Genomic DNA, 19,796 nt, shown 5'->3' with positions numbered 1-19,796 from the left:
GCGTGGATGCCGTTAATCGAAACAAACGATTTTACCGATTCTGGAGAACGTCGCATAGGGAGAATTCAAGGAAGCACTAAAGGAAAATCGTCGATGTTTGCGTTAGCTCCAAGGAGCATTCTCGGCTCCGAGGAGCATCTTCTGGTGTACGCCTTCCGGCATACGCCGAAACATCAATCAACTCGCATGTCGGTTGCGGCTTGGTTCTTCGGTGATCCGCGCAAGGTCCATCGCGTCAGCTCGACGCGACAAGCTCTCCATGCGTAGGCTCTTATCTCAAAAACAGCAATCAAGATGAGGTATTTCCATGGGCTCTGACGTACGGTGGAAGTTGTGCTGGGAAAATGAATTGCAACTGGCCGACCATGTCGAACTCTCCGATTTCTTTCTAAAGACTTATGGACGGCATGGGGCCTTCCTCGCAAAGCCATTCGAAGGCGGCCGTAGCTGGGCCGGTGCAAGGCCCGAATTCCGCGCAATCGGTTACGACGCGCACGGCATAGCGGCTCATATTGGCATACTGCGCCGCTTCATCAAAGTTGGCGAGGTCGATCTACTGGTGGCCGAAATTGGCTTATACGGGGTCCGTCCGGATCTTGAGGGACTCGGAATCAGCTTTTCACTGAGCGTTGTGTACCCATTGCTGCAGCGGATGGGGGTTCCATTTGTGTTCGGCACGGTTCGGCAGGCAATGCGGAACCACGTTGAGAGGTTCTGCCGCGGCGGTCTGGCGAGCATTGTGTCGGGGGTTGAGGTACGGTCCACCCTCGCAAATATACATCCCGACCTGCCGCCCACCCGCGTCGAGGACTTGATCGTCTTCGTTGCGCCAATTGGACGCTCGATGGACGAGTGGCCGTCCGGCACCCTGATCGACCGAAACGGTCCAGAATTGTAAGCAGGACTACACATGTGAGTGCCGGGTGATGCGCTGACGCCGACCTTTGAGGACTGGCCCAACCCACATTGCATACCGCAGATCCGTCATGTGCTGGCGCCACATCGGGTGCCGGCGACCTTCTTCGTCATCGGAGCCTACGCCGCAGATCGGCCGGAACTCAGCCCGCCCTTATGAGCATGAGCTTTGTCGGTGGCTATTTTCGCAACGCGGCCCGTAGGAGTTGAGCCGCGTCCACGTCAAACCAGCTGAAATCGAAAGGAACAGACAGAATGGCTGATCAACTCGCAACGGAAATCATTACCATAATCAAGAAACGCGTCGAATCTGAAAACTTTGCGGGAGCGTTTCGACCCATAGTCGGCGAAATAACGACGGAGACGGAAGTGACCGCGCTCGGCATCGATTCGCTGGGACTGGCGGACGTGCTCTGGGACCTCGAGCAAGCCTATGGCATTAAGATCGAAATGAACACATCGGAGGCGTGGTCGGATCTCCAGAATGTTGGCGACATCGTGAAAGCCATCCGCGGCTTGCTTGCTGAGGCAGCTTGAATGGACAGGCGGGTCGTCATCACCGGAATAGGCGGGCTGTGCGGGCTGGGCACTGATGCCCCCTCCATCTGGAAAGAGATGCGCGAAGGTCGCTCAGCAATCGGCCCGATTGTCACTTCAGAGCTTCATGGGTTGACCGGCACGATCGGTGCCGAGATCAAGACGCTCCCTGAGCACGACATCGACCGCAAGCAGCTCTTCACCATGGACCGCTTCAGCCTGCTTGCCGTGCTTGCAGCGCGGGAAGCCATGCGACAGGCCGGACTTTCCTGCGATGAACGAAATGCCTATCGCTTCGGTGCGATAGTGGGCGTCGGCGGCAGCGGCTGGGAAGCGATCGAGGCAAGCTACCGCGCTCTCCTTTTGAACGGCGCGCGCCGTGCTGGCGTCATGGACGTACCCAAGGCGATGCCGAGTGCCGCTGCCGGCCAGGTCAGCATGAGCCTCGGCCTGCGCGGGCCGGTCTTCGGCGTCACCTCCGCCTGCGCCTCTGCCAACCATGCGATTGCCTCAGCCGTAGACCAGATCAGGTGCGGCCGGGCCGACGTGATGCTTGCCGGAGGCAGCGACGCGCCATTCGTATTTTGTGTGGTGAAAGCGTGGGAAGCAATGCGCGTGATTGCGCCAGATACCTGCAGGCCCTTCTCCTCCGACAGGAGGGGCTTGGTGCTGGGCGAGGGTGCGGGGATGGCCGTGCTGGAAAGCTATGAACATGCCACTGCTCGCGGCGCAACGATTATTGCCGAGATCGCCGGCATCGGCCTTTCCGCTGATGCCTTCAACCTCGTCGCGCCGGCTGTCGAGGGGCCGGAGGCGGCGATGCGCGCCTGCCTTGCCGATGCCGGGCTGAATGCCCAGGATGTCGACTACATCAATGCGCACGGCACCGGCACCAAGGCCAATGATCGGATGGAGACGGAGGCGATCAAGCGAGTCTTCGGTGGCCACGCCAACTCGATGTCCATCTCTTCCACCAAGTCCATGCACGCGCATTGCCTCGGCGCCGCGAGCGCGCTTGAAATGATCGCCTGCGTGATGGCAATCCAAGAGGGTGTCGTGCCGCCGACCGCCAATTATCGCGAGCCAGACCCCGATTGCGATCTCGATGTCACGCCCAACGTCGCGCGCGAGCGCAAGGTCCGCGTGGCACTGAGCAACGCCTTCGCCATGGCCGGCATGAACGCAGTTCTGGCATTCAGGCAGGTGTAGGACGACATGCCGGCAAGGTCACCTTCTGTATCCCGATGTTTGCGGAATCCCCGATCGGTCCGTAGCGGCCTCCTTGCTCAGGTGGGCTGAAGGGTTGGAGTGCAAGTACTTGCAGTAGCCCAGTGAAGCAGCAGATTGAGGTGATCACGTCGGTCATCCGGCGCCTGGAATTATCGTGGCCGAGACCTCTGCGCTGCGCGAGTTCGCGGCGAGGAAGCTGCCACGAACCGAGACTTCTGGCGCGGCGATGCTGCAGCATTTGAAAAGAGCATAATAAATGTTGGAACTGACTGGCCGCAAGGCGCTCGTCACCGGCGCATCCGGGGGCATCGGCGAGGCGATCGCCAGGATGCTGCATGCGCAGGGCGCCATCGTCGGCCTGCACGGCACGCGTGTCGAAAAGCTCGAGACGCTGGCCGCCGAGCTTGGCGACCGGGTCAAGCTGTTCCCGGCCAACCTTGCCAACCGCGACGAGGTCAAGGCGCTCGGCCAGAAGGCCGAGACCGACCTCGAAGGCGTCGACATCCTGGTCAACAACGCCGGCATCACCAAGGACGGTCTGTTCGTGCGCATGTCGGACGCCGACTGGGACACCGTGCTCGAGGTCAATCTGACCGCTGTCTTCAGGCTGACCCGTGAACTCACCCATCCAATGATGCGCCGCCGCCACGGCCGCATCATCAACATCACCTCGGTGGTCGGCGTCACCGGCAATCCCGGCCAGACCAACTACTGCGCCTCCAAGGCCGGCATGATCGGCTTTTCGAAATCGCTGGCGCAGGAGATCGCCACCCGCAACATCACCGTCAACTGCGTCGCCCCGGGCTTCATCGAATTGGCAATGACCGGCAAGCTCAACGACAAGCAGAAGGAGATGATCATGGCGGCGATCCCGACACGCCGTATGGGCACTGGCGTTGAAGTCGCATCCGCCGTTGCCTATCTCGCCTCCAACGAAGCCGCCTACGTCACCGGCCAGACCATCCATGTGAATGGCGGCATGGCTATGATCTGAGCACGGGCTGACCGGAGCTTACCTGTTCCAAAACGCCCTTGCGTCACGGTCCGCGACCTGCGCAACCAGCTATCTGCCACGAAGATCTGGGATTCATCCAGCATCACAGAAGGGGCAGCAATATGCGTGATTGAGCAGATAGCCCAGCAGAGCAGCGTGATCACCCTTGGCCGTCGGCCGCCCCGATGGCCAAGAGCCACAGGTAGTGGCGGCCGAGATTACGCGGGAGATGGCCACCGTGCGGGTTGGCATCACGCGAGAGGTCGCCACTCTAACGAACTTAAGGGGCGAGTGCTTCCGCACGCGGTATTAGAATACGTTCGCGGCTGTTCATGGGTAAGCGCTCATTTCCATGCGCGTTGACGCGGCCCGTTTGACCGGGGTCGCTGTCGGCCAGTTGCATCGGATCAAGTAGCGGCGGTTTTGGCGAAGTTGAATGGCAAGAGATCGGTGATGTCGGCATTGTCCGCGCGCTGCGGCAATTCCGTGAGGACGTGGCGCAAATAGGCCAAGGGCTCGATGCCGCAAGCTCGGCATGTCAGCATGAGGCTGTAGACGACGGCACTGGCCCTGGCTCCGTCCACAGTGTCGCTGAACAGCCAACTCTTTCTTCCAGTGGCAAAAATCCTGATGTCGCGCTCAAGCAGGTTGTTGTCGATCGGCATCCTGCCGTCTTCGGTGTAGCGCGTCAGGTACTCCCACTGGTTCAGGGTGTTGGACACGGCGTCGCCGATCTTGCTGTCGGGCAGGACCTTCGGGGCTATGTCGTCGAGCCATGCCTTGAGAGCGTTCATGATGGGGACGCTGTGTTGCTGGCGGAAACGGCGGATGCATTGATGTCGCGTTTCGCCCTTGTCCGGCTTTTCGTTGCGCGTCTGGCTTTCAATCCGGTAGAGCTGTTCGAAGAACTTCAGCGCCTGCTCCGGCGGGCCGCCGCCTTTCTTTCTGGTCTTCAGTGCATCGACGAAGCGACGTCTGGCATGGGCCATGCACCCCAGATGGGTCGCTCCTGCCAGCGTGCGCCAGGCGGTATAGCCATCGCTCATCAGGATGCCGCGGTAATCACCGAGGAAGGCCTGCGGATAGATCTGGCCGCGGCCGGGCTGATAGTCGAGCAGCACGATCGGTTCGTCGCTGTCCTCTCCACTCCGATACGCCCACATGAAGGATGTGCTGGTGGCTTCCCTGTCCTTTTCCTTCAGGACCTGGACCGTCGTCTCGTCACCATGGATGAGCGGTTGTGACCGAAGCCGCAGCTTCAGTGCGTCATAGATGCGGGAGAGATGCTTCTCGCTCGATCCGATCACCCAATGCCCCAGAGCGCCGCGGCTGACGGGCACGCCGGCTCGCTCGAATGCCTGGCTCAAGCGGTAGAGCGGCGTGCCATCGACATATTTGTGGACGAGCGCGAAGGCCAGCGTCGAGGCCGTGGCGATGCTGCCCGGCAAGGGCTGCGCGGGCATCGGGGCAATGACAACAGGCGTATTGATGCCGGTCCGGTCGCAATGGCGGCATGCATACTTGAACCGCACATTCTGCAGGACCTTCGCCTTCACCTCGATATGGAGCTGCTCGGTGACGGCCTCACCCATGCGATGCATCTGGTGGCGGCAGCAAGGACAGGCCTTCTGACCGTCGGCAAGGTCATACTCGACGCGCTCGCGCGGCAGGTGTTCCGGCAGAGGCTTGCGGCCACGCTTCTTTCCCTCCGGCTTTTCGGTGGACGGAAAGCCGGTGTCCGGCAGGTCGACGACATTGCCATCTTCGCTGCTGGCGTCGTCTTCATCGGCAATCTGTTCGGCTTCATTGAAGAGGCGATCAACGTGCTTTTCGCTCTTCGGCGCAAAACGATGCAGCCGCGCTAGCGCCAACTCTTCCTCGAGCTTGGCCACGCGTTCTGCGAGCTGGCGGTTCTGCGCCTGCAGCGCAGCAATGCGCGCCATCAACTCCTCAACAGTCGGTTCGCCAGGTCGATTCATCGTAGTTTTGAATCTGAACCGCACCGACGCGTCAACCGCACAATTCGGGAGCCGTCAGCCCGCAACCTGATATTGCCGCACCGGATGGCGCACCATTGCATCGATGTCGATGCCGTCGAGAATCCAATGGAGCTGCTCGGTCGTCAGCGTAACCACCGCCGTCTCCCGGCGTGGCCATCGGAACCTGTCTTCGGTCAGCCGCTTTAGAACCAGCATGAAGCCGGACCGGTCAAAGAACAAGAGTTTCATCCGGTCGCGACGGCGATTGCAAAAGGCAAAGACCGCAGGCGCAAACGGGTCGAGCTCCATCACCTCCTGAACCAGGACCGCAAGGCTGTTGATGCCGGCGCGGAAGTCGATCGGTTCGCGATGCAGGTAGACTGTCAGGTCAGCGCCCAGTCTGAACATGACCCAGTGCTCCGATGATCGCCGTCAATGCATCCACATCACCGCATTCCAGCGTCAACTTCACGCCGTTCGGCAAAGACGCGCTCACCTTGGCTGGGAGTGGCGACGACTTCGACAGCCGCTCTTCACCACGCGTGGCAGGCCTCTCTACCGAATTGCCCTGCATAGGCAGGCTGTACTCCGCGGCGACGCTGACTTGAACTGGAATGAACGCCGACGGCGCAGGTGGCGGCAAAGCAACGGCGTCTTTGGTCGTCTTTATCCACTTCCGAAGAAGGTTGGCATTGATCCCATGTTCAAGCGCAAGTCGCGATACCGACACGCCAGGCTCAAGGCAGGCCGCAACGAGCCGCTCTTTTGACGCCGCGTCGTACCGCCGGCGGCCGTTACGCAAAATTCGCCTCACCAGCAGTTTCTGTTCATCGTCCTCAATCACGTGGTGTCCACCTCCAAAGTGGACACTTCATGCCAAAACACGCTCAATGGAAAAAGGTGCAGAGAAATTCGCGCTTTCTTTCATGGCAATATTTCATCGTGGAAAGAATCGTGCAGCCGCGCGACGACATGGCCGGTTGGCTTAAAGCATTTTGGTGGAAGCATACCCACGAGCGTTTGCGAGGTAGTTTGCGCATTCGGTGGATGTGGTTGTGAGGATGAGCTGGCCCATCTCAACCCCTCGCGCCTGAGAAACTGCCAAACCGCATTACGGGACACTAAGATACCGCGTGCGGCAGCTTCTGCCGATGCAGCGTCAGATTCGAGGTCTGCTCGATCCGCTCGATGATGATGAACGCCCGATGCTCCAGAACGCTGCGGCGATGGCCACCCCAGGCCGAGCGCTACCGTAGCTCGATAGCGCTGGACCACACAATGCGACGCGCCAAAGCGCGCCGCAAGCTGGCGGGCTAGTCACGAAAATTGTTCGAAAGGGCTCGTGTCATCCGATGCTTCGGCTTGCCGCGGCAGTGAGGCCGCGCCCGGCGAGCGCGCGTCGTACACCACGAGGAGATTTACATCGAGCCGTTTGAAAACGCATGTCATCAGCTATCCAAAGCGTGGATGCATCTGATCGAAACAAACGATTTTACCGATTTTGCAGAACGTCGCATAGGGAGAATTCAAGGAAGTCCTAAAGGAACGTTGTCGATGTTTGCGTTAGCTCCGAGGAGCACTTTCGGCCCCGAGGAGCATTTTCTGGTGTACGCCTTCCGGCATACGCCCAACATCAATCAAGTCGCATGTCGATTGCGGCTTGGTTCTTCGGTGACCCGTGCAAGGTCCATCGCGTCGACACGACGCGACAACCTCTCCATTCCATCCGGCACGGTTCGGCAGGCGATGCCGAACCATGTTGCGCCAATTCGATGCTCGATGGGCGAGTGGCCGCCCGGCACCCTAATCGATCGGAGCGTTCCGAACCTATGAAAAATGTGGACTACATGTGCGAAGTGCCCAGTGACTGCGCTGACGGCACTCAAGATCGCAGCGTCTATTTGACGTTTGACGACGGGCCCAATCCAGTTTGCACACCGCAGATCCTCGATTTGTTGGCGCAACATCGGGTGCCGGCGACGTTCTTCGTCATCGGCGCCCACGCAGCAGACCAGCCGGAACTCATCCGACGAATGATTGCAGAAGGGCACGAGGTAGCCAATCACACGATGACTCATCCGGACCTGTCCAGATGCGGACCCGGCGAAGTCGAACGTGAAATAGTCGAGGCAAGCAACGCCATCAGGATGGCGTGTCCCCAGGCCACGGTGCGGCGCATGCGCGCGCCGTATGGGGTCTGGACCGAGGACGTGCTCACTACGTCGGCGCGCGCCGGATTGGCATGCGTCCATTGGTCAGTTGACCCGCGAGACTGGGCTCGCCCTGGCGTCGACGCGATTGTCGATGAGGTGCTCACCGGTGTTGGGCCGGGCGCAATTGTGCTCTTGCACGACGGGTGGCCCGAGGAGTTGAAATCGGCCACTTACGCCAGTCTGCGTGACCAGACTGTCACGGCGCTATCCCGTCTGATTCCAGCGCTGCATCACCGCGGTTTTGTAATCCGCCCGCTCCCTCAACATCACTGAACATACGAGATCCCATGGACCTGCTTACCACGACCAGTACTGTCGCCGTCGCGTGCTATGCACTGCTCTCGACTGTTTATAAGGGCATGCAGGCGGTTTATTCCCTGCCGCCAACCGTTGCACCGGCGTCGGAAGACCTGGTCGGCTCCGACCTCTGGCCGAGCGTGGATGTCATCATCCCCTGCTACAACGAAGGCCCGCTTACGCTCTCGGCGTGCCTAGATTCCATTGCAAACCAGGAATACGCCGGAAAGCTACGTGTCTACGTGGTTGATGACGGTTCTGGAAATCGCGACGCCGTCATTCCCGTTCACGACAATTACGCCGGCGACCCGCGATTCGACTTCATTCTGCTCCCAGAGAATGTCGGCAAGCGCAAAGCGCAGATCGCCGCGATACGTCGCTCATCTGGAGATCTGGTGCTCAACGTCGACTCGGACACGACACTTGCGTCCGACGTCATCAGGAAGCTTGCACGGAAGATGCAGGATCCAGCAATCGGCGCTGCCATGGGCCAGTTGACGGCAAGCAACCGGAGCGACACTTGGCTGACCCGATTGATCGATATGGAGTACTGGCTGGCCTGCAACGAAGAGAGGGCGGCGCAAGCCCGCTTCGGTGCCGTCATGTGCTGTTGCGGCCCATGTGCTATGTACCGCCGATCTTCGCTGCTTTCGCTGCTAGACCAGTACGAGACGCAGATGTTTCGGGGCAAGCTAAGCGACTTCGGTGAGGATCGCCATCTTACGATCCTCATGCTGGAGGCAGGCTTTCGAACCGAGTACGTTCCGGACGCTATTGCTGTAACGGTGGTTCCCGATAGATTAGGACCTTATCTGCGCCAACAACTGCGCTGGGCACGGAGCACTTTCCGGGACACGCTGCTTGCGCTGCGCCTGTTGCCCGGCCTCGATCGCTATCTTACATTGGACGTCGTCGGACAGAATCTTGGCCCGCTACTTCTTGCACTGTCGGTAATAGCCGGGATTGCGCAGTTTGCACTGACAGCCACGCTGCCGTGGCCGACAATCCTGGTTATTGCAGCAATGACCATCATTCGGTGCACCGTGACAGCATGTCGAGCTCGGCAAGCTCGATTTATCGGCTTTTCTCTGCACACTTTTATCAACATCTTTCTGTTACTCCCCTTGAAAGCCTATGCTTTGTGCACCTTGAGCAATAGTGATTGGCTTTCACGCAAGACTGCCACCCTTCCCAACGCCGACAAAAAGCAGATCATCGTCGCAAACCCGATTGCCGGAGTTGGTACAGGCAGTTCGGGAAGTGCTGAGGCAATTCGAAGAACGGATCTTCCGCGCGATTCTTCAAAGTTGGTGAACGCGGACAGCGTTTGCAGCGCTGAGTGATCGAGTGCGTTGGCTGGATGGACACGTTGTGAGCCTGGGCAACATCCATCAATTGTCAGCAACGGCGATCGATTGCATCTCGACGCCAATCCGTCCGGTGAGAGCGACACACGTTTGCTTCGGCTGTGACTATCCAAAGGGGCCGTCACAATGCGATGGCCGGTTCTGCCAAGAAATATTCGCAAATTAGCTACCGGCCGGCTGATCGGCCTCTTAAGACTGAGATCGACACATGTCCAAAGTAGCAATCGACCTTGCCGGCGTGAAGAAGTCCTTCGGCGACAAGCTTGTTGTGAACGGGCTGTCGTTCACCGTTGCGTCGGGAGAGTGCTTCGGCTTGCTGGGGCCGAACGGTGCGGGCAAGAGCACGATTGCGCGTATGCTCCTCGGCATGACAGTGCCTGATGCGGGCAAGATCACGGTTCTTGGAGAGCCAGTGGGTGCGCGGAGTCGCTTGGCACGCAAGAGCATCGGCGTGGTTCCGCAGTTCGACAACCTTGACCAGGAATTCACCGTACGAGAGAACCTGTTGGTGTTCGGGCGCTACTTCGGCATGAGCACACGCAAGATCAAAGAGGTCATCCCGTCGCTCCTCGAGTTCGCCCGTCTTGAGAGCAAGGCGGATGCACGTGTCGGCGAACTATCCGGCGGCATGAAACGGCGTTTGACACTGGCACGTGCGCTGATCAACGACCCCCAGCTACTCGTGATGGATGAACCGACGACCGGCCTCGACCCGCACGCGCGACACCTGATTTGGGAGCGTCTGCGTTTCTTGCTGGCGCGCGGTAAGACGATCATTTTGACTACCCATTTTATGGAAGAGGCCGAGCGTTTATGCGATCGGCTGTGCTTTCTGGAGCATGGACGCAAACTCGCCGAAGGCAGCCCTCATGCCCTGATTGAGGAACACATCGGGTGCCAGGTGATCGAGATCTTCGGCGGGAATCCCCAGGAGTTGGTTTCGCTGATCAGGCCATACGTGCAGCGCGTCGAGGTGAGCGGCGAGACGCTCTTTTGCTATACGGCCGATCCGGAGCAGGTTCGCGTACAACTGCGCGGGCGCGCGGGTCTGCGCCTTCTGGAGCGTCCACCCAGTCTGGAGGACGTTTTCTTGCGGCTGACCGGACGCGAGATGGAGAAGTGAACGATGGGTAAAGGTTTTTCGGCGGCTCTACCCGCCAACGCTTGGAACTGGATTGCGGTATGGCGCCGCAACTATCTGGCATGGACGAAGGTCGCGCTCGCGTCGATACTCGGTAACCTCGCCGATCCTATGATCTACCTGTTCGGACTCGGCACTGGTCTCGGAATGATGGTAGGTCGCGTTGAAGACGCGTCGTACCCTGCTTTTTTGGCAGCCGGGATGGTCGCGACAAGTGCGATGACCGCGTCCACCTTCGAAACAATTTATGCGACTTTCCCTCGCATGAACGAACAGCGGACCTGGGAAGCGATCCTGCACACACAACTTACCCTCGGCGACATCGTTCTCGGTGAGTTGGTGTGGGCAACCACAAGGGCCTTTCTGGCCGGTACGGCAATTGCGATGGTGGCCGTCATAGCGGGCTACTCAGCATGGTCGTCCGTCCTCTATGTGCTACCAGTCATCGCTCTCACTGGGTTGGCCTTTGCGAGCTTGGCGATGATCGTAACCGCGCTTGCGCCCAGTTACCACTACTTCATATTCTACCAGACGCTCTTCCTCACACCCATGTTGTTCCTGTCCGGCGCTGTCTTCCCGGTCACTCAACTGCCAAGCACCTTTCAGCACATAGCGGGCATCTTACCGCTGGCGCATTCGATCGACCTAATTCGTCCGGGCATGCTTGATCGCCCGGCTGGGGACATCGCCCTGCACATTGGTGCGCTTTGCATATACGCGGTAGTGCCTTTCTTCCTCTCGATGGTGCTGCTTCGCCGGCGCCTGCTGCGTTGATGCTACTTTCGAACACAAGAAGGAGAACGAGAGTCAGCATCGCGAACGGCTACAGCCGCGAGCGTGCTTGGCCCAGCGACTGTGAGTTGGGGACAGCAGAACACACAAGCTGAGGCGCACACGCGACCGGACGCAGCCTTGCACGCCGGTCTGCGATACCAGAACCTCATGGCGCGATCCGGCTGCATGAGCGCGGATTGCATCCGTCCGTCTTAAGAGATCACATCCCGTATTCTTGTCCTGGGCGCCCCTGAACCGTCGAAACTATCATCAGCTGGAACACACACTATGACCCACATTTCACCGACACCTGAGCCTTTTGCCATCCTTGCTATGCCAAGGACCGGGACACACTACCTGGAAGTATTGCTAAACGAGCATCCGAACATATTGAGTAACGGTGAGTTGCTCAACGAGTACGACACCAACTGGCCCGATAAGGATCGATTGCTGCTCGGCGATCGCGAGCTCCTAGAGCTTGCTTACGTGCGCTGTCCCACTTGGAGCGACAAGACGGTGACGCATGTTGGCTGCAAGGTCAACGAACCTCAGTTTCACGATCATCCGGGCTTTTTTGCGGAACTGGCCCGTTGGCCAGGACTCAAGGTCATCCTCGTGGTCCGGAGAAACATACTGGAATCGCTAAGGTCGCTGGTGCAGGCACGGCAAAGCGGCCAATGGCTGAAGTTCAGTTCGGACAAGGATGCGGCTCCGCCACCACGGGTCAGATTGCCAATCGCCAACTGCGAGGCGTACTTCAAAACCGCCGACGCTTTCTACGCTCGAGTAGCGCACGCCTTCGCGCCGTCCAACGTGCTGGTAATCGAATATGAGAGCCTTCTTCAAGAACCCGCCACATGTTTGGGAGCGGTTTGGGATTTCTTGGGGGTTCCGGGGCTTCAGCTTTCCGGTCGCGCCATCCTTCAGCGCCAGGAAGCGCGACCGCTCGACGAAACGGTAGAGAACTTCGACGAGTTGCGGCTTCACTTCGCAAACGGACCTTATGCGAGGTTCTTTGACGTCGCTGCCGTGTGACTGGCCTTCGCAGCCAGTAGCGGGCTTGCTCCACGACGGGGCTGCCACTTGGCCGCGATTGGCATCAACTAAGGGCGTTCTTGTTGCAGACTTGCCAAGAAGGGCATGACCGCCAACGTACTTCCTCCCGAGCTGATCGACAGGCAGGATCAAGAACGTTCCCACCATCAAACCAAGCTGACCAAATCAGGTCGGTTTTGACGTCCTCCTGGAGCGATTGCGCATGTTCATTCCTGTTCCCGAGACCCACGGCAGATCCATAGCCAAGGCTGTCAGTTGGCGCATCACAGGCAGTGTCGATACGTTCGCGCTGAGCTGGCTCATAACTGGAAACGTCGTTTCCGCGGGATCGATCGCCAGTGCTGAAGTTATTACAAAAATCGTGCTGTACTATCTCCACGAACGGGCATGGTCGTTCATTCCGTTTGGCCGGCGCATGATATTGCCGGCTGATTGAACAGCACACCATTGGGGCAATCTCTCGGATGTCTCAGATCGTCGCGATGACGAAAGCTGTGATCATATGGTTTCAGCAAGCGTCGAACGTCCGGCGCACATTCGCGCTTGCAAGGGCCCGCTTCGGGGATGACTGGCAGTTCTGCCCGGGGCGGCGCTTTAAGCGCCGTCAAAGGCTGGATTAGAAAGTGCCGACATGAATGTTCCTTTGACGCACCTGCAACGTCTGGAGGCCGAGTCCATCCACATCTTCCGGGAGGTTGCGGCCGCCTTCACCAAGCCGGTCATGCTTTATTCGGTCGGCAAGGATTCATCCGTGCTGATGCATCTGGCGATGAAGGCGTTTTATCCCGCCAAGCCGCCATTCCCCTTCCTTCATGTCGACACGACGTGGAAATTCCGCGAGATGATCGCTTTTCGCGATCAGATGGCGCAGAAACTCGGCTTCGATCTGCTCGTTCATGTCAACGAAGATGGCGTGCGCGACAACATCAATCCGTTCGATCATGGTTCGAACACCCACACCCATGTGATGAAGACCGTGGCGCTGCGCCAGGCGCTCGACAAATACGGTTTCGACGCTGCCTTTGGCGGCGCCCGTCGCGACGAGGAGAAATCGCGCGCCAAGGAGCGCATTTTCTCCTTCCGCAATGCCCAGCATGTCTGGGATCCGAAGAACCAGCGGCCCGAGATGTGGAAGATATTCAACACCCGCATCGCATCGGGTGAATCGATCCGCGTCTTTCCGCTGTCGAACTGGACCGAGCTCGATATCTGGCAGTACATCCTGCAAGAGAACATCCCGATCGTGCCGCTCTATTTCGCCAAGCCACGGCCCGTCGTCGAGCGCGACGGCATGCTGATCCTGCGGGATGACGAGCGCATGAAACTGCGCCCCGGCGAGACGGTGGAGAACCGGCTTGTGCGCTTCCGTACGCTCGGCTGCTATCCGCTGACCGGCGCCATCGAATCGGATGCCGACACGCTGGAAGCCATCGTCGGCGAAATGCTGACCGCGCGCACCTCCGAGCGACAGGGTCGCCTGATCGACCGCGATGAAGCCGGCTCGATGGAAAAGAAGAAGCGCGAGGGGTACTTTTGACCATGCGCCACATCATGGCAAAGAGCCTCGCACCCACCGACGGCGTCCGCGACTATCTGGCGGCGCAGGAGAAGAAATCGCTGCTGCGCTTCCTGACCTGCGGTTCCGTCGATGATGGCAAGTCGACGCTGATCGGGCGCCTGCTTTCCGACACCAAGCAGATTTTCGAGGACCAGCTCGCCGCGCTCGAACGCGATTCGCGCAAGCACGGCACGACCGGCGACGACATCGATTTCGCGCTTCTGGTCGATGGCCTCGAGGCCGAGCGCGAGCAAGGCATCACCATCGACGTCGCCTATCGCTTCTTCGCCACGCCGAAGCGCAAGTTTATCGTTGCCGACACGCCCGGCCACGAACAGTACACCCGCAACATGGCGACAGGCGCGTCGACCGCCGACCTGGCCATCGTGCTGATCGATGCCCGGCAAGGGGTGCTGCGCCAGACCAGGCGCCATTCGATCATCGCTTCGCTGCTCGGCATCCGGCACATCGTGCTGGCAGTCAACAAGATCGATCTTGTCGGGTTCGACCAGGCGGTCTTCGAACGCATCACCGAGTCCTACCGGCAATTCTCGCGTGATCTCGGCTTCCAGACCATCGTGCCGATCCCGATGTCCGCCCGTTACGGCGACAACGTCAGCCGCCGCTCGGAAAGCATGGAATGGTATTCCGGCCCGACGCTGATCGAGCATCTCGAAACCGTATCGGTCGACGAAGCGGTGGTCGAGCTGCCGTTCCGGTTCCCGGTCCAATATGTCAACCGCCCCAATCTCGACTTTCGCGGCTTTGCTGGCACAGTCGCCTCCGGCTCGGTTGCACCCGGTGACGAGGTCGTCGTCGCCAAGTCCGGCAAATCCTCGCGCGTCAAGCGGATCGTCTCCTATGGCGGCGACCTGGCCCAGGCGGCAGCCGGCCAGGCTGTCACACTCGTCCTTGACGACGAGGTCGAGATCTCACGCGGCAACATGCTGGTTTCGCCGGCTGCCCGGCCGCAGGTCGCCGACCAGTTCGCCGCCAACATCGTCTGGTTCGACGAGCACGCTTTGCTGCCCGGCCGGTCCTACATCCTTCGCACCGAGACCGACCAGACAAGCGCCACCGTCACCGACCTGAAATACCGGATCAACGTCAACGACTTTGCTCATGAGGCGGCCAAGTCGCTCGAGATGAACGAAGTCGGCATCTGCAACATCTCGACGCGGACACCGATCGCCTTCGATCCGTTCGCAGAGAACCGCACCACTGGCGCCTTCATCCTGATCGACCGCATCTCCAATGCCACGGTCGGCGCCGGCATGATCCTGCACTCGCTGCGCCGTGCCGAAAACATCCATTGGCAGTCGCTCGATGTCGGCAAGCGCGTTCGTGCCGACATGAAGAACCAGCGGCCCGCCGTGTTCTGGTTCACCGGGCTGTCGGGCTCCGGCAAGTCGACCATCGCCAACCTGTTCGAAAAGAAGCTGTTTGCCACCGGTCGCCACACCTACATCCTGGATGGCGACAATGTCCGTCACGGTCTCAACCGCGATCTTGGTTTCACCGACGCCGATCGCGTCGAGAACATCCGGCGCGTCGCCGAAGTGGCGCGTTTGATGGCCGATGCCGGGTTGGTCGTCATTGTTTCGTTCATTTCGCCGTTCAGCGCGGAGCGGCGCATGGCGCGCGAATTGATGGCGGACGGTGAATTCATCGAGGTGTTTGTCGATACGCCCTTCGAGGAATGCGCCAGGCGCGATCCGAAGGGCCTCTATGCCCGGGCGCTGAATGGCGAGATCAAGAATTTCACCGGTGTGGATTCGCCTTACGAAGCGCCGGAGAACCCGGAAATCCATCTCAAGACACTCGGCAGATCGGCCGAAGAGATGGTAGAGGCCTTGGAACTCTGGCTGATCGAGCGCGACATTGCGCAACCACCTCCTGCCGACAATGGTGGATCCATCTGATGACAAGGCAGTCCTTGCCCTGTTCGAAGGGTCGGCACTGGCCGGGAGTGGCGCCATCGGCTGTCTTTGATTTAGCCATGAGACGAAGGCGGACGCCTTGCCCCTACCCGCAGGGATTGTTGAGCCGGGGTCGCACACAACGGTTCGATGTCGGTTGCAAACTCAAAAACAACGAAACAGCCGGAGACCACCCACCTGATCACGCAGCATCGCCCTGAACTATGCGCTTCGCGACCAGATGGATGGAGCTCGTGGGTTGCTGCCGACATCGTCAATTTTGCCGGTATGTGGCAATCGGCCATGGTTTGTGCCACAGGCTGACATAAATCCGATAGGTCGAATTCAGATCCAACAAGTGCATTGCATTACGATATCGGACCGGGAACCGTAGACTGTGTTCCAGGCTGATGCGGACGCATAAAAACGAGGAAGAAGGATGGGAGCTGGAGCCTTGACCAGGGATGTTGAACCCGAGAATGCCGAGCGCCAGCGATGGCTGGCCCTGGCGGAAAAGGCGTTGGCCGGCGCATCCTTCGAGGAGAAGCTGGTCTCGCATAGCGATGACAACATCCGCATCGAACCGCTCTACGACCGCAGCACCGCGGCGGAACCGCTCGTGCGTGCAAACCCGAAATCGCCCTGGATCGTCAGCCAGCGCGTCGATGATCCGGATATCGACCGCGCCAGAGCCCAGGCTCTGGAAGACGTAGCGCAAGGCGCGACGGGATTGTCGCTTGTCTTCGAAGGGGCGCCGAACGCATTCGGCTATGGCCTGCCGAGAACGGCGCAAGCGCTGGAGACGGTGCTGGACGGCGTACCGCTCAATCGCATCCAGATCCGCATTGATGCGCATCCCTGGAGCCGCGCCGTGGCCGACTGGCTGGTGGCGTTCCTGAGCAAGCGCCGTTCGGACCCGGCAAAGCTGAACCTTTCCTTCGGCATCGATCCGGCGGCGATCTTTGCCGGAACCGGCCGGCTGCGCATGTCGATCGAGGCGCTACAGGCCTCGATGCCGCAATCGCTGGCGCATTTCTTCTCGATGGGCGTTCCGGGCGTGCTGCTGGAGGCGGACGGGCGTGTGTTCCACAATGCCGGCGCCACGGAAGCGCAGGAGCTTGGCATCATGCTGGCTTCGGCGATCTCCTATCTCAGAATGTTCGAGACGGCGCGGCAGCCGCTTGTCTATGCCGCACCCCATATCGGCTTTGCGCTCAGCGTCGACCAGGACCAATTCCTGTCGGTGGCCAAGGTTCGGGCACTGCGCAGGCTCTGGGCACGGCTGCAGGAAGCCTGTTCGATCCCCAATTCCACCGCCAATATCCACGCCGAGACGTCGTTTCGCATGATGACGGCATTGGACCCGGAAACCAACATCCTGCGCACCACGATTGCCTGCTTTGCGGCAGCATCAGGCGGCGCCGATTCGATCTCAATCCTGCCGCACACGATCGCGCATGGCTTGCCGGCGGGTTTTGCCCGCCGTGTTGCCCGCAACGCGCAACTGATCATGGCCAATGAAAGCCATATCGATCATGTCGCCGATCCTGCCTACGGATCCGGCGCGGTCGAAGCGCTGACCGCGGAACTGTGCGAGACAGCCTGGACGGAATTGCAGACAATCGAGGCCGAGGGCGGCGTCTTGTCCAGCCTTCAGGGCGGGCATATCCAGGCACGCGTTCATGCCGCGGCAGCGCGGCGCAACGCAGCCTATCAGGCAGGCGAGCGAGCCATCATCGGCACCACGCTCTATCCGTTGAAAAGCGAACGTCCGGTCGAGACGCTGGCAGCGGAACGGCGGCCCGCCTTCACCGAAGGCGTTGCCGTCTGCGAGCCCCTGTTTCCGGTCCGCATCGACCAATCAATCGGAGCCGCCTCTTGATCCCGGATTTCAGCCAGATCGGCTGGGTGCCGCCACGCCGCGCACCCATCGAGGTCAAAGGCCAGCGGATGACGCCGGAAGGCCTTGTCAGCATTGATGCTGTCTCCACGACGCAGGTTCCGGTCAGGCGAATCTTGACCGTGTCGTTCGCTAGCAAGCTGTAAAGGTCTATAGGCTGCATCAATGACGGCTTTGCCCTTCGATGGCGGAAACACATCCCGCATGGAGGCGACGCATGCGCCAACGACGTCCTGCTGACCCGAGCAGGGATGCAGCACGTGCTGCTGCGACAGGATTGCCAGAGTTTGCAGATCGCCGTTTCCGGCGCCTCCGTGCTCCGCCCGTTGCGGCTATGCGTCGACGCCATCGTGCCTACGCGGCGTCTGAAGTACCATCTTGCTGCCCTCCGGTGGCTGAATGACATCCACGGCGGCAGCCGCCCGATGGCCAGTGCCTCGCCAGCCGGTCGCTGTCACGGCCGATGGTGATCACTGTCGATGTTCAAGCAGGCGATCAAGGACACGGTTGCCACCAGGGTGTCGCCAGACACGCTGCCCCACGACTGCAGCTTGTATCTGCTTCCGAAATTGGACGACCTCCATTTTCGACGATTTCGTTTCGCCCGCACGGCCAGCGACCCGCCGCCGATAGAGTGCGTTCGCTTACCGCTGCCTCCATTGGGCGAGGAACGAACCCACCGGTAACAGCTTATCGCGGACAAAGATCCTAAGCCGCGCGATGATGACCGGCTTGGACAGTTTGATGCTGCGTGTTCCATATCCGCAGCGCTGATGGTCCGTATCAATACAATCGATTTGCCCTATTTTTCGAAATGCTGGAAAGCATCGCTCTTTCACTCCTATCTGGTACCACCTAAGGACCGGGCAATGCCTTACGAAGCTATTTTTAGCCTTGGATCTGACTGCACTCCTGCGACGCAAATCAGACGCTATTTCAAACGGCGCCCGAGCAGCTGTTTTGATTGGATTGTGACACCTATAGCCTCCATCGAAGAAATATTGGCAGATGATGGAGCGCGATTTGGGCTTCGTGTATCAGCCTGCTTCAATGGGACGTCAGCTTTTTGCGAGAATTACGGGGTAGTTTACCACCATGAATTCGATCGGACCACATCCAACGCAGTGATATTCACGCCGGAAGCGTTACGGTCCTGCCGAGAGAAGCTGATTTACAAATACAATAAGATGCTCGACATCGCTCGGACACGAAAAACGTTGTTTGTGCGTTATGTCTCGGCGACGGATGCTCCGGGGGATCAGCAGATGGGAAAGACGTTTGGCGTAGACGATCTCCAGGAGATGGTCACTCTACTTGAGAAAAAATTGGGACACTCAAGGTTCCATGTGGCCTATTTCCGCGCCATCGGGAATGCATATGATAGGTCGAAGTTCACAGGGCCAGTCCCGGAGCGCTGCAGTATCCATCAGGAGAACCATGTTCCTGATCAACTGGGCGAGGTTGAGGTATGGAACGTGTTCTTCTCGAAAATGGGACTTTCGCCAGACCGTCCACCGCTGCTGTAATCTTCAAGAGTTGACCAGAAGCATCCTTCGCGGCCATCCAAGGGAGATAGTCGGCGCGTCGATGTGGACGGATCCTCGACCTCGCCGAAACGATCGGTTTTCGATCCACATGAAATATTGCGCATGCTGGGCGAAGATTTCGAGTACAGGATCAAGCCCCCAAGCCCCACTATCGCAAACCCGTCCTATTGACGTTGGCGGGCGCCCGCGCGCCTCATGACGCGCGCGGGCTCTCGTGAACCGAGCCCGCTTCATTCGCTCTGCTCACGGCGGTCTCGGCCCTTCGGGCTTTGATCCCTGGCCATAACGACCCTTCGGTTGTCCAGCGGAGCCGCTTTCGTGTCACTGCGAGCAACACCGAGCCGAGGCAGGTTGACCGTACGATCGCGG

At 59.5% G+C, this 19,796-nt stretch carries 18 protein-coding genes and 2 pseudogenes; 16 read left to right on the top strand and 4 right to left on the bottom strand.

The features are described from left to right. Nucleotides 1-307: 307 nt before the first annotated feature. The 5 genes and pseudogenes from ACZYHG_RS32445 to fabG all read left to right on the top strand — a co-directional run bounded on the left by ACZYHG_RS32445 (nt 308) and on the right by fabG (nt 3,676). The gene (locus ACZYHG_RS32445; protein WP_258580999.1) at nt 308-898 is read left to right on the top strand and encodes a NodA family N-acyltransferase; all 591 of its coding nucleotides are present in this window, start codon (nt 308-310) and stop codon (nt 896-898) included. A gap of 42 nt (nt 899-940) precedes the next feature. Continuing rightward, a pseudogene (locus ACZYHG_RS32440) lies at nt 941-1,060 on the top strand (polysaccharide deacetylase family protein); the annotation flags it as partial. A 110-nt stretch (nt 1,061-1,170) separates the two neighbouring features. After that, nucleotides 1,171-1,452 carry an acyl carrier protein gene (locus tag ACZYHG_RS32435; protein WP_183455234.1) on the top strand — a complete coding sequence of 94 codons (282 nt, stop codon included), beginning with the start codon at nt 1,171-1,173 and terminating at the stop codon, nt 1,450-1,452. Beyond that, nucleotides 1,453-2,661 (top strand): beta-ketoacyl-[acyl-carrier-protein] synthase family protein, encoded by a 1,209-nt coding sequence (locus ACZYHG_RS32430; protein WP_464615171.1) that lies wholly within the window; start codon nt 1,453-1,455, stop codon nt 2,659-2,661. A gap of 277 nt (nt 2,662-2,938) precedes the next feature. Then, a complete protein-coding gene (gene fabG / locus ACZYHG_RS32425) occupies nt 2,939-3,676 on the top strand; it encodes a 3-oxoacyl-[acyl-carrier-protein] reductase (protein WP_464615170.1) in 738 nt (245 codons plus the stop codon). Between the two features lie 407 nt (nt 3,677-4,083). On the opposite strand, the gene tnpC is transcribed toward fabG, so the two are convergent. The 4 genes and pseudogenes from tnpC to ACZYHG_RS32405 form a co-directional block, all read right to left on the bottom strand. Then, on the bottom strand, nt 4,084-5,655 hold the full coding sequence (tnpC, locus tag ACZYHG_RS32420) for an IS66 family transposase (protein WP_464615169.1): 1,572 nt from the start codon (nt 5,653-5,655) through the stop codon (nt 4,084-4,086). Between the two features lie 54 nt (nt 5,656-5,709). Beyond that, nucleotides 5,710-6,063, bottom strand: a complete 354-nt coding sequence (gene tnpB, locus ACZYHG_RS32415) for an IS66 family insertion sequence element accessory protein TnpB (protein WP_464613070.1) — start codon at nt 6,061-6,063, stop codon at nt 5,710-5,712. Then, nucleotides 6,044-6,496, bottom strand: a complete 453-nt coding sequence (gene tnpA, locus ACZYHG_RS32410) for an IS66-like element accessory protein TnpA (protein WP_464614636.1) — start codon at nt 6,494-6,496, stop codon at nt 6,044-6,046. The genes tnpB and tnpA overlap by 20 nt, the downstream gene beginning before the upstream one ends. Nucleotides 6,497-6,732: 236 nt before the next feature. Beyond that, a pseudogene (locus tag ACZYHG_RS32405) lies at nt 6,733-6,966 on the bottom strand (IS630 family transposase); the annotation flags it as partial. Nucleotides 6,967-7,484: 518 nt separating this feature from the next. On the opposite strand from ACZYHG_RS32405, the gene nodB reads away from it, so the two are divergent. The 11 genes from nodB (at nt 7,485) to ACZYHG_RS32350 (ending at nt 19,406) form a co-directional block, all read left to right on the top strand. Next, nucleotides 7,485-8,141, top strand: a complete 657-nt coding sequence (gene nodB / locus ACZYHG_RS32400; RefSeq protein ID WP_258580996.1) for a chitooligosaccharide deacetylase NodB — start codon at nt 7,485-7,487, stop codon at nt 8,139-8,141. 14 nt (nt 8,142-8,155) lie between these two features. Then, on the top strand, nt 8,156-9,508 hold the full coding sequence (gene nodC / locus ACZYHG_RS32395) for a chitooligosaccharide synthase NodC (RefSeq protein WP_464615168.1): 1,353 nt from the start codon (nt 8,156-8,158) through the stop codon (nt 9,506-9,508). A gap of 232 nt (nt 9,509-9,740) precedes the next feature. After that, the gene (gene nodI, locus ACZYHG_RS32390) at nt 9,741-10,655 is read left to right on the top strand and encodes a nodulation factor ABC transporter ATP-binding protein NodI (RefSeq protein WP_464615167.1); all 915 of its coding nucleotides are present in this window, start codon (nt 9,741-9,743) and stop codon (nt 10,653-10,655) included. A gap of 3 nt (nt 10,656-10,658) precedes the next feature. Next, nucleotides 10,659-11,447: an ABC transporter permease gene (locus ACZYHG_RS32385; protein WP_183455227.1), complete on the top strand. Its 789-nt coding sequence runs from the start codon at nt 10,659-10,661 to the stop codon at nt 11,445-11,447. Between the two features lie 288 nt (nt 11,448-11,735). Continuing rightward, complete coding sequence (locus ACZYHG_RS32380) at nt 11,736-12,482, top strand: sulfotransferase (RefSeq protein ID WP_464615166.1); 747 nt, start codon at nt 11,736-11,738, stop codon at nt 12,480-12,482. A gap of 223 nt (nt 12,483-12,705) precedes the next feature. Next, complete coding sequence (locus ACZYHG_RS32375) at nt 12,706-12,939, top strand: DUF2061 domain-containing protein (RefSeq protein ID WP_183455225.1); 234 nt, start codon at nt 12,706-12,708, stop codon at nt 12,937-12,939. 195 nt (nt 12,940-13,134) lie between these two features. After that, the gene (gene cysD, locus ACZYHG_RS32370) at nt 13,135-14,040 is read left to right on the top strand and encodes a sulfate adenylyltransferase subunit CysD (protein ID WP_464615165.1); all 906 of its coding nucleotides are present in this window, start codon (nt 13,135-13,137) and stop codon (nt 14,038-14,040) included. Nucleotides 14,041-14,042: 2 nt separating this feature from the next. Beyond that, entirely contained in the window at nt 14,043-15,983 is a 1,941-nt protein-coding gene (cysN, locus tag ACZYHG_RS32365) for a sulfate adenylyltransferase subunit CysN (protein ID WP_464615164.1), read from the top strand. Between the two features lie 436 nt (nt 15,984-16,419). Further along, nucleotides 16,420-17,862 (top strand): methylmalonyl-CoA mutase subunit beta, encoded by a 1,443-nt coding sequence (locus ACZYHG_RS32360; protein WP_464615163.1) that lies wholly within the window; start codon nt 16,420-16,422, stop codon nt 17,860-17,862. Continuing rightward, nucleotides 17,859-18,026 (top strand): hypothetical protein, encoded by a 168-nt coding sequence (locus tag ACZYHG_RS32355; protein ID WP_464615380.1) that lies wholly within the window; start codon nt 17,859-17,861, stop codon nt 18,024-18,026. Before ACZYHG_RS32360 ends, ACZYHG_RS32355 begins: the two co-directional genes overlap by 4 nt. Before the next feature lie 627 nt (nt 18,027-18,653). After that, nucleotides 18,654-19,406 (top strand): hypothetical protein, encoded by a 753-nt coding sequence (locus ACZYHG_RS32350; protein ID WP_464615162.1) that lies wholly within the window; start codon nt 18,654-18,656, stop codon nt 19,404-19,406. The last annotated feature ends 390 nt before the right edge of the window (nt 19,407-19,796 follow it).

The sequence above is a fragment of the Mesorhizobium subarcticum genome (assembly GCF_055456085.1).
The sequence above is the reverse complement of the archived record's forward strand: the minus strand, read 5'-3'. Positions and strand labels throughout refer to the sequence as shown.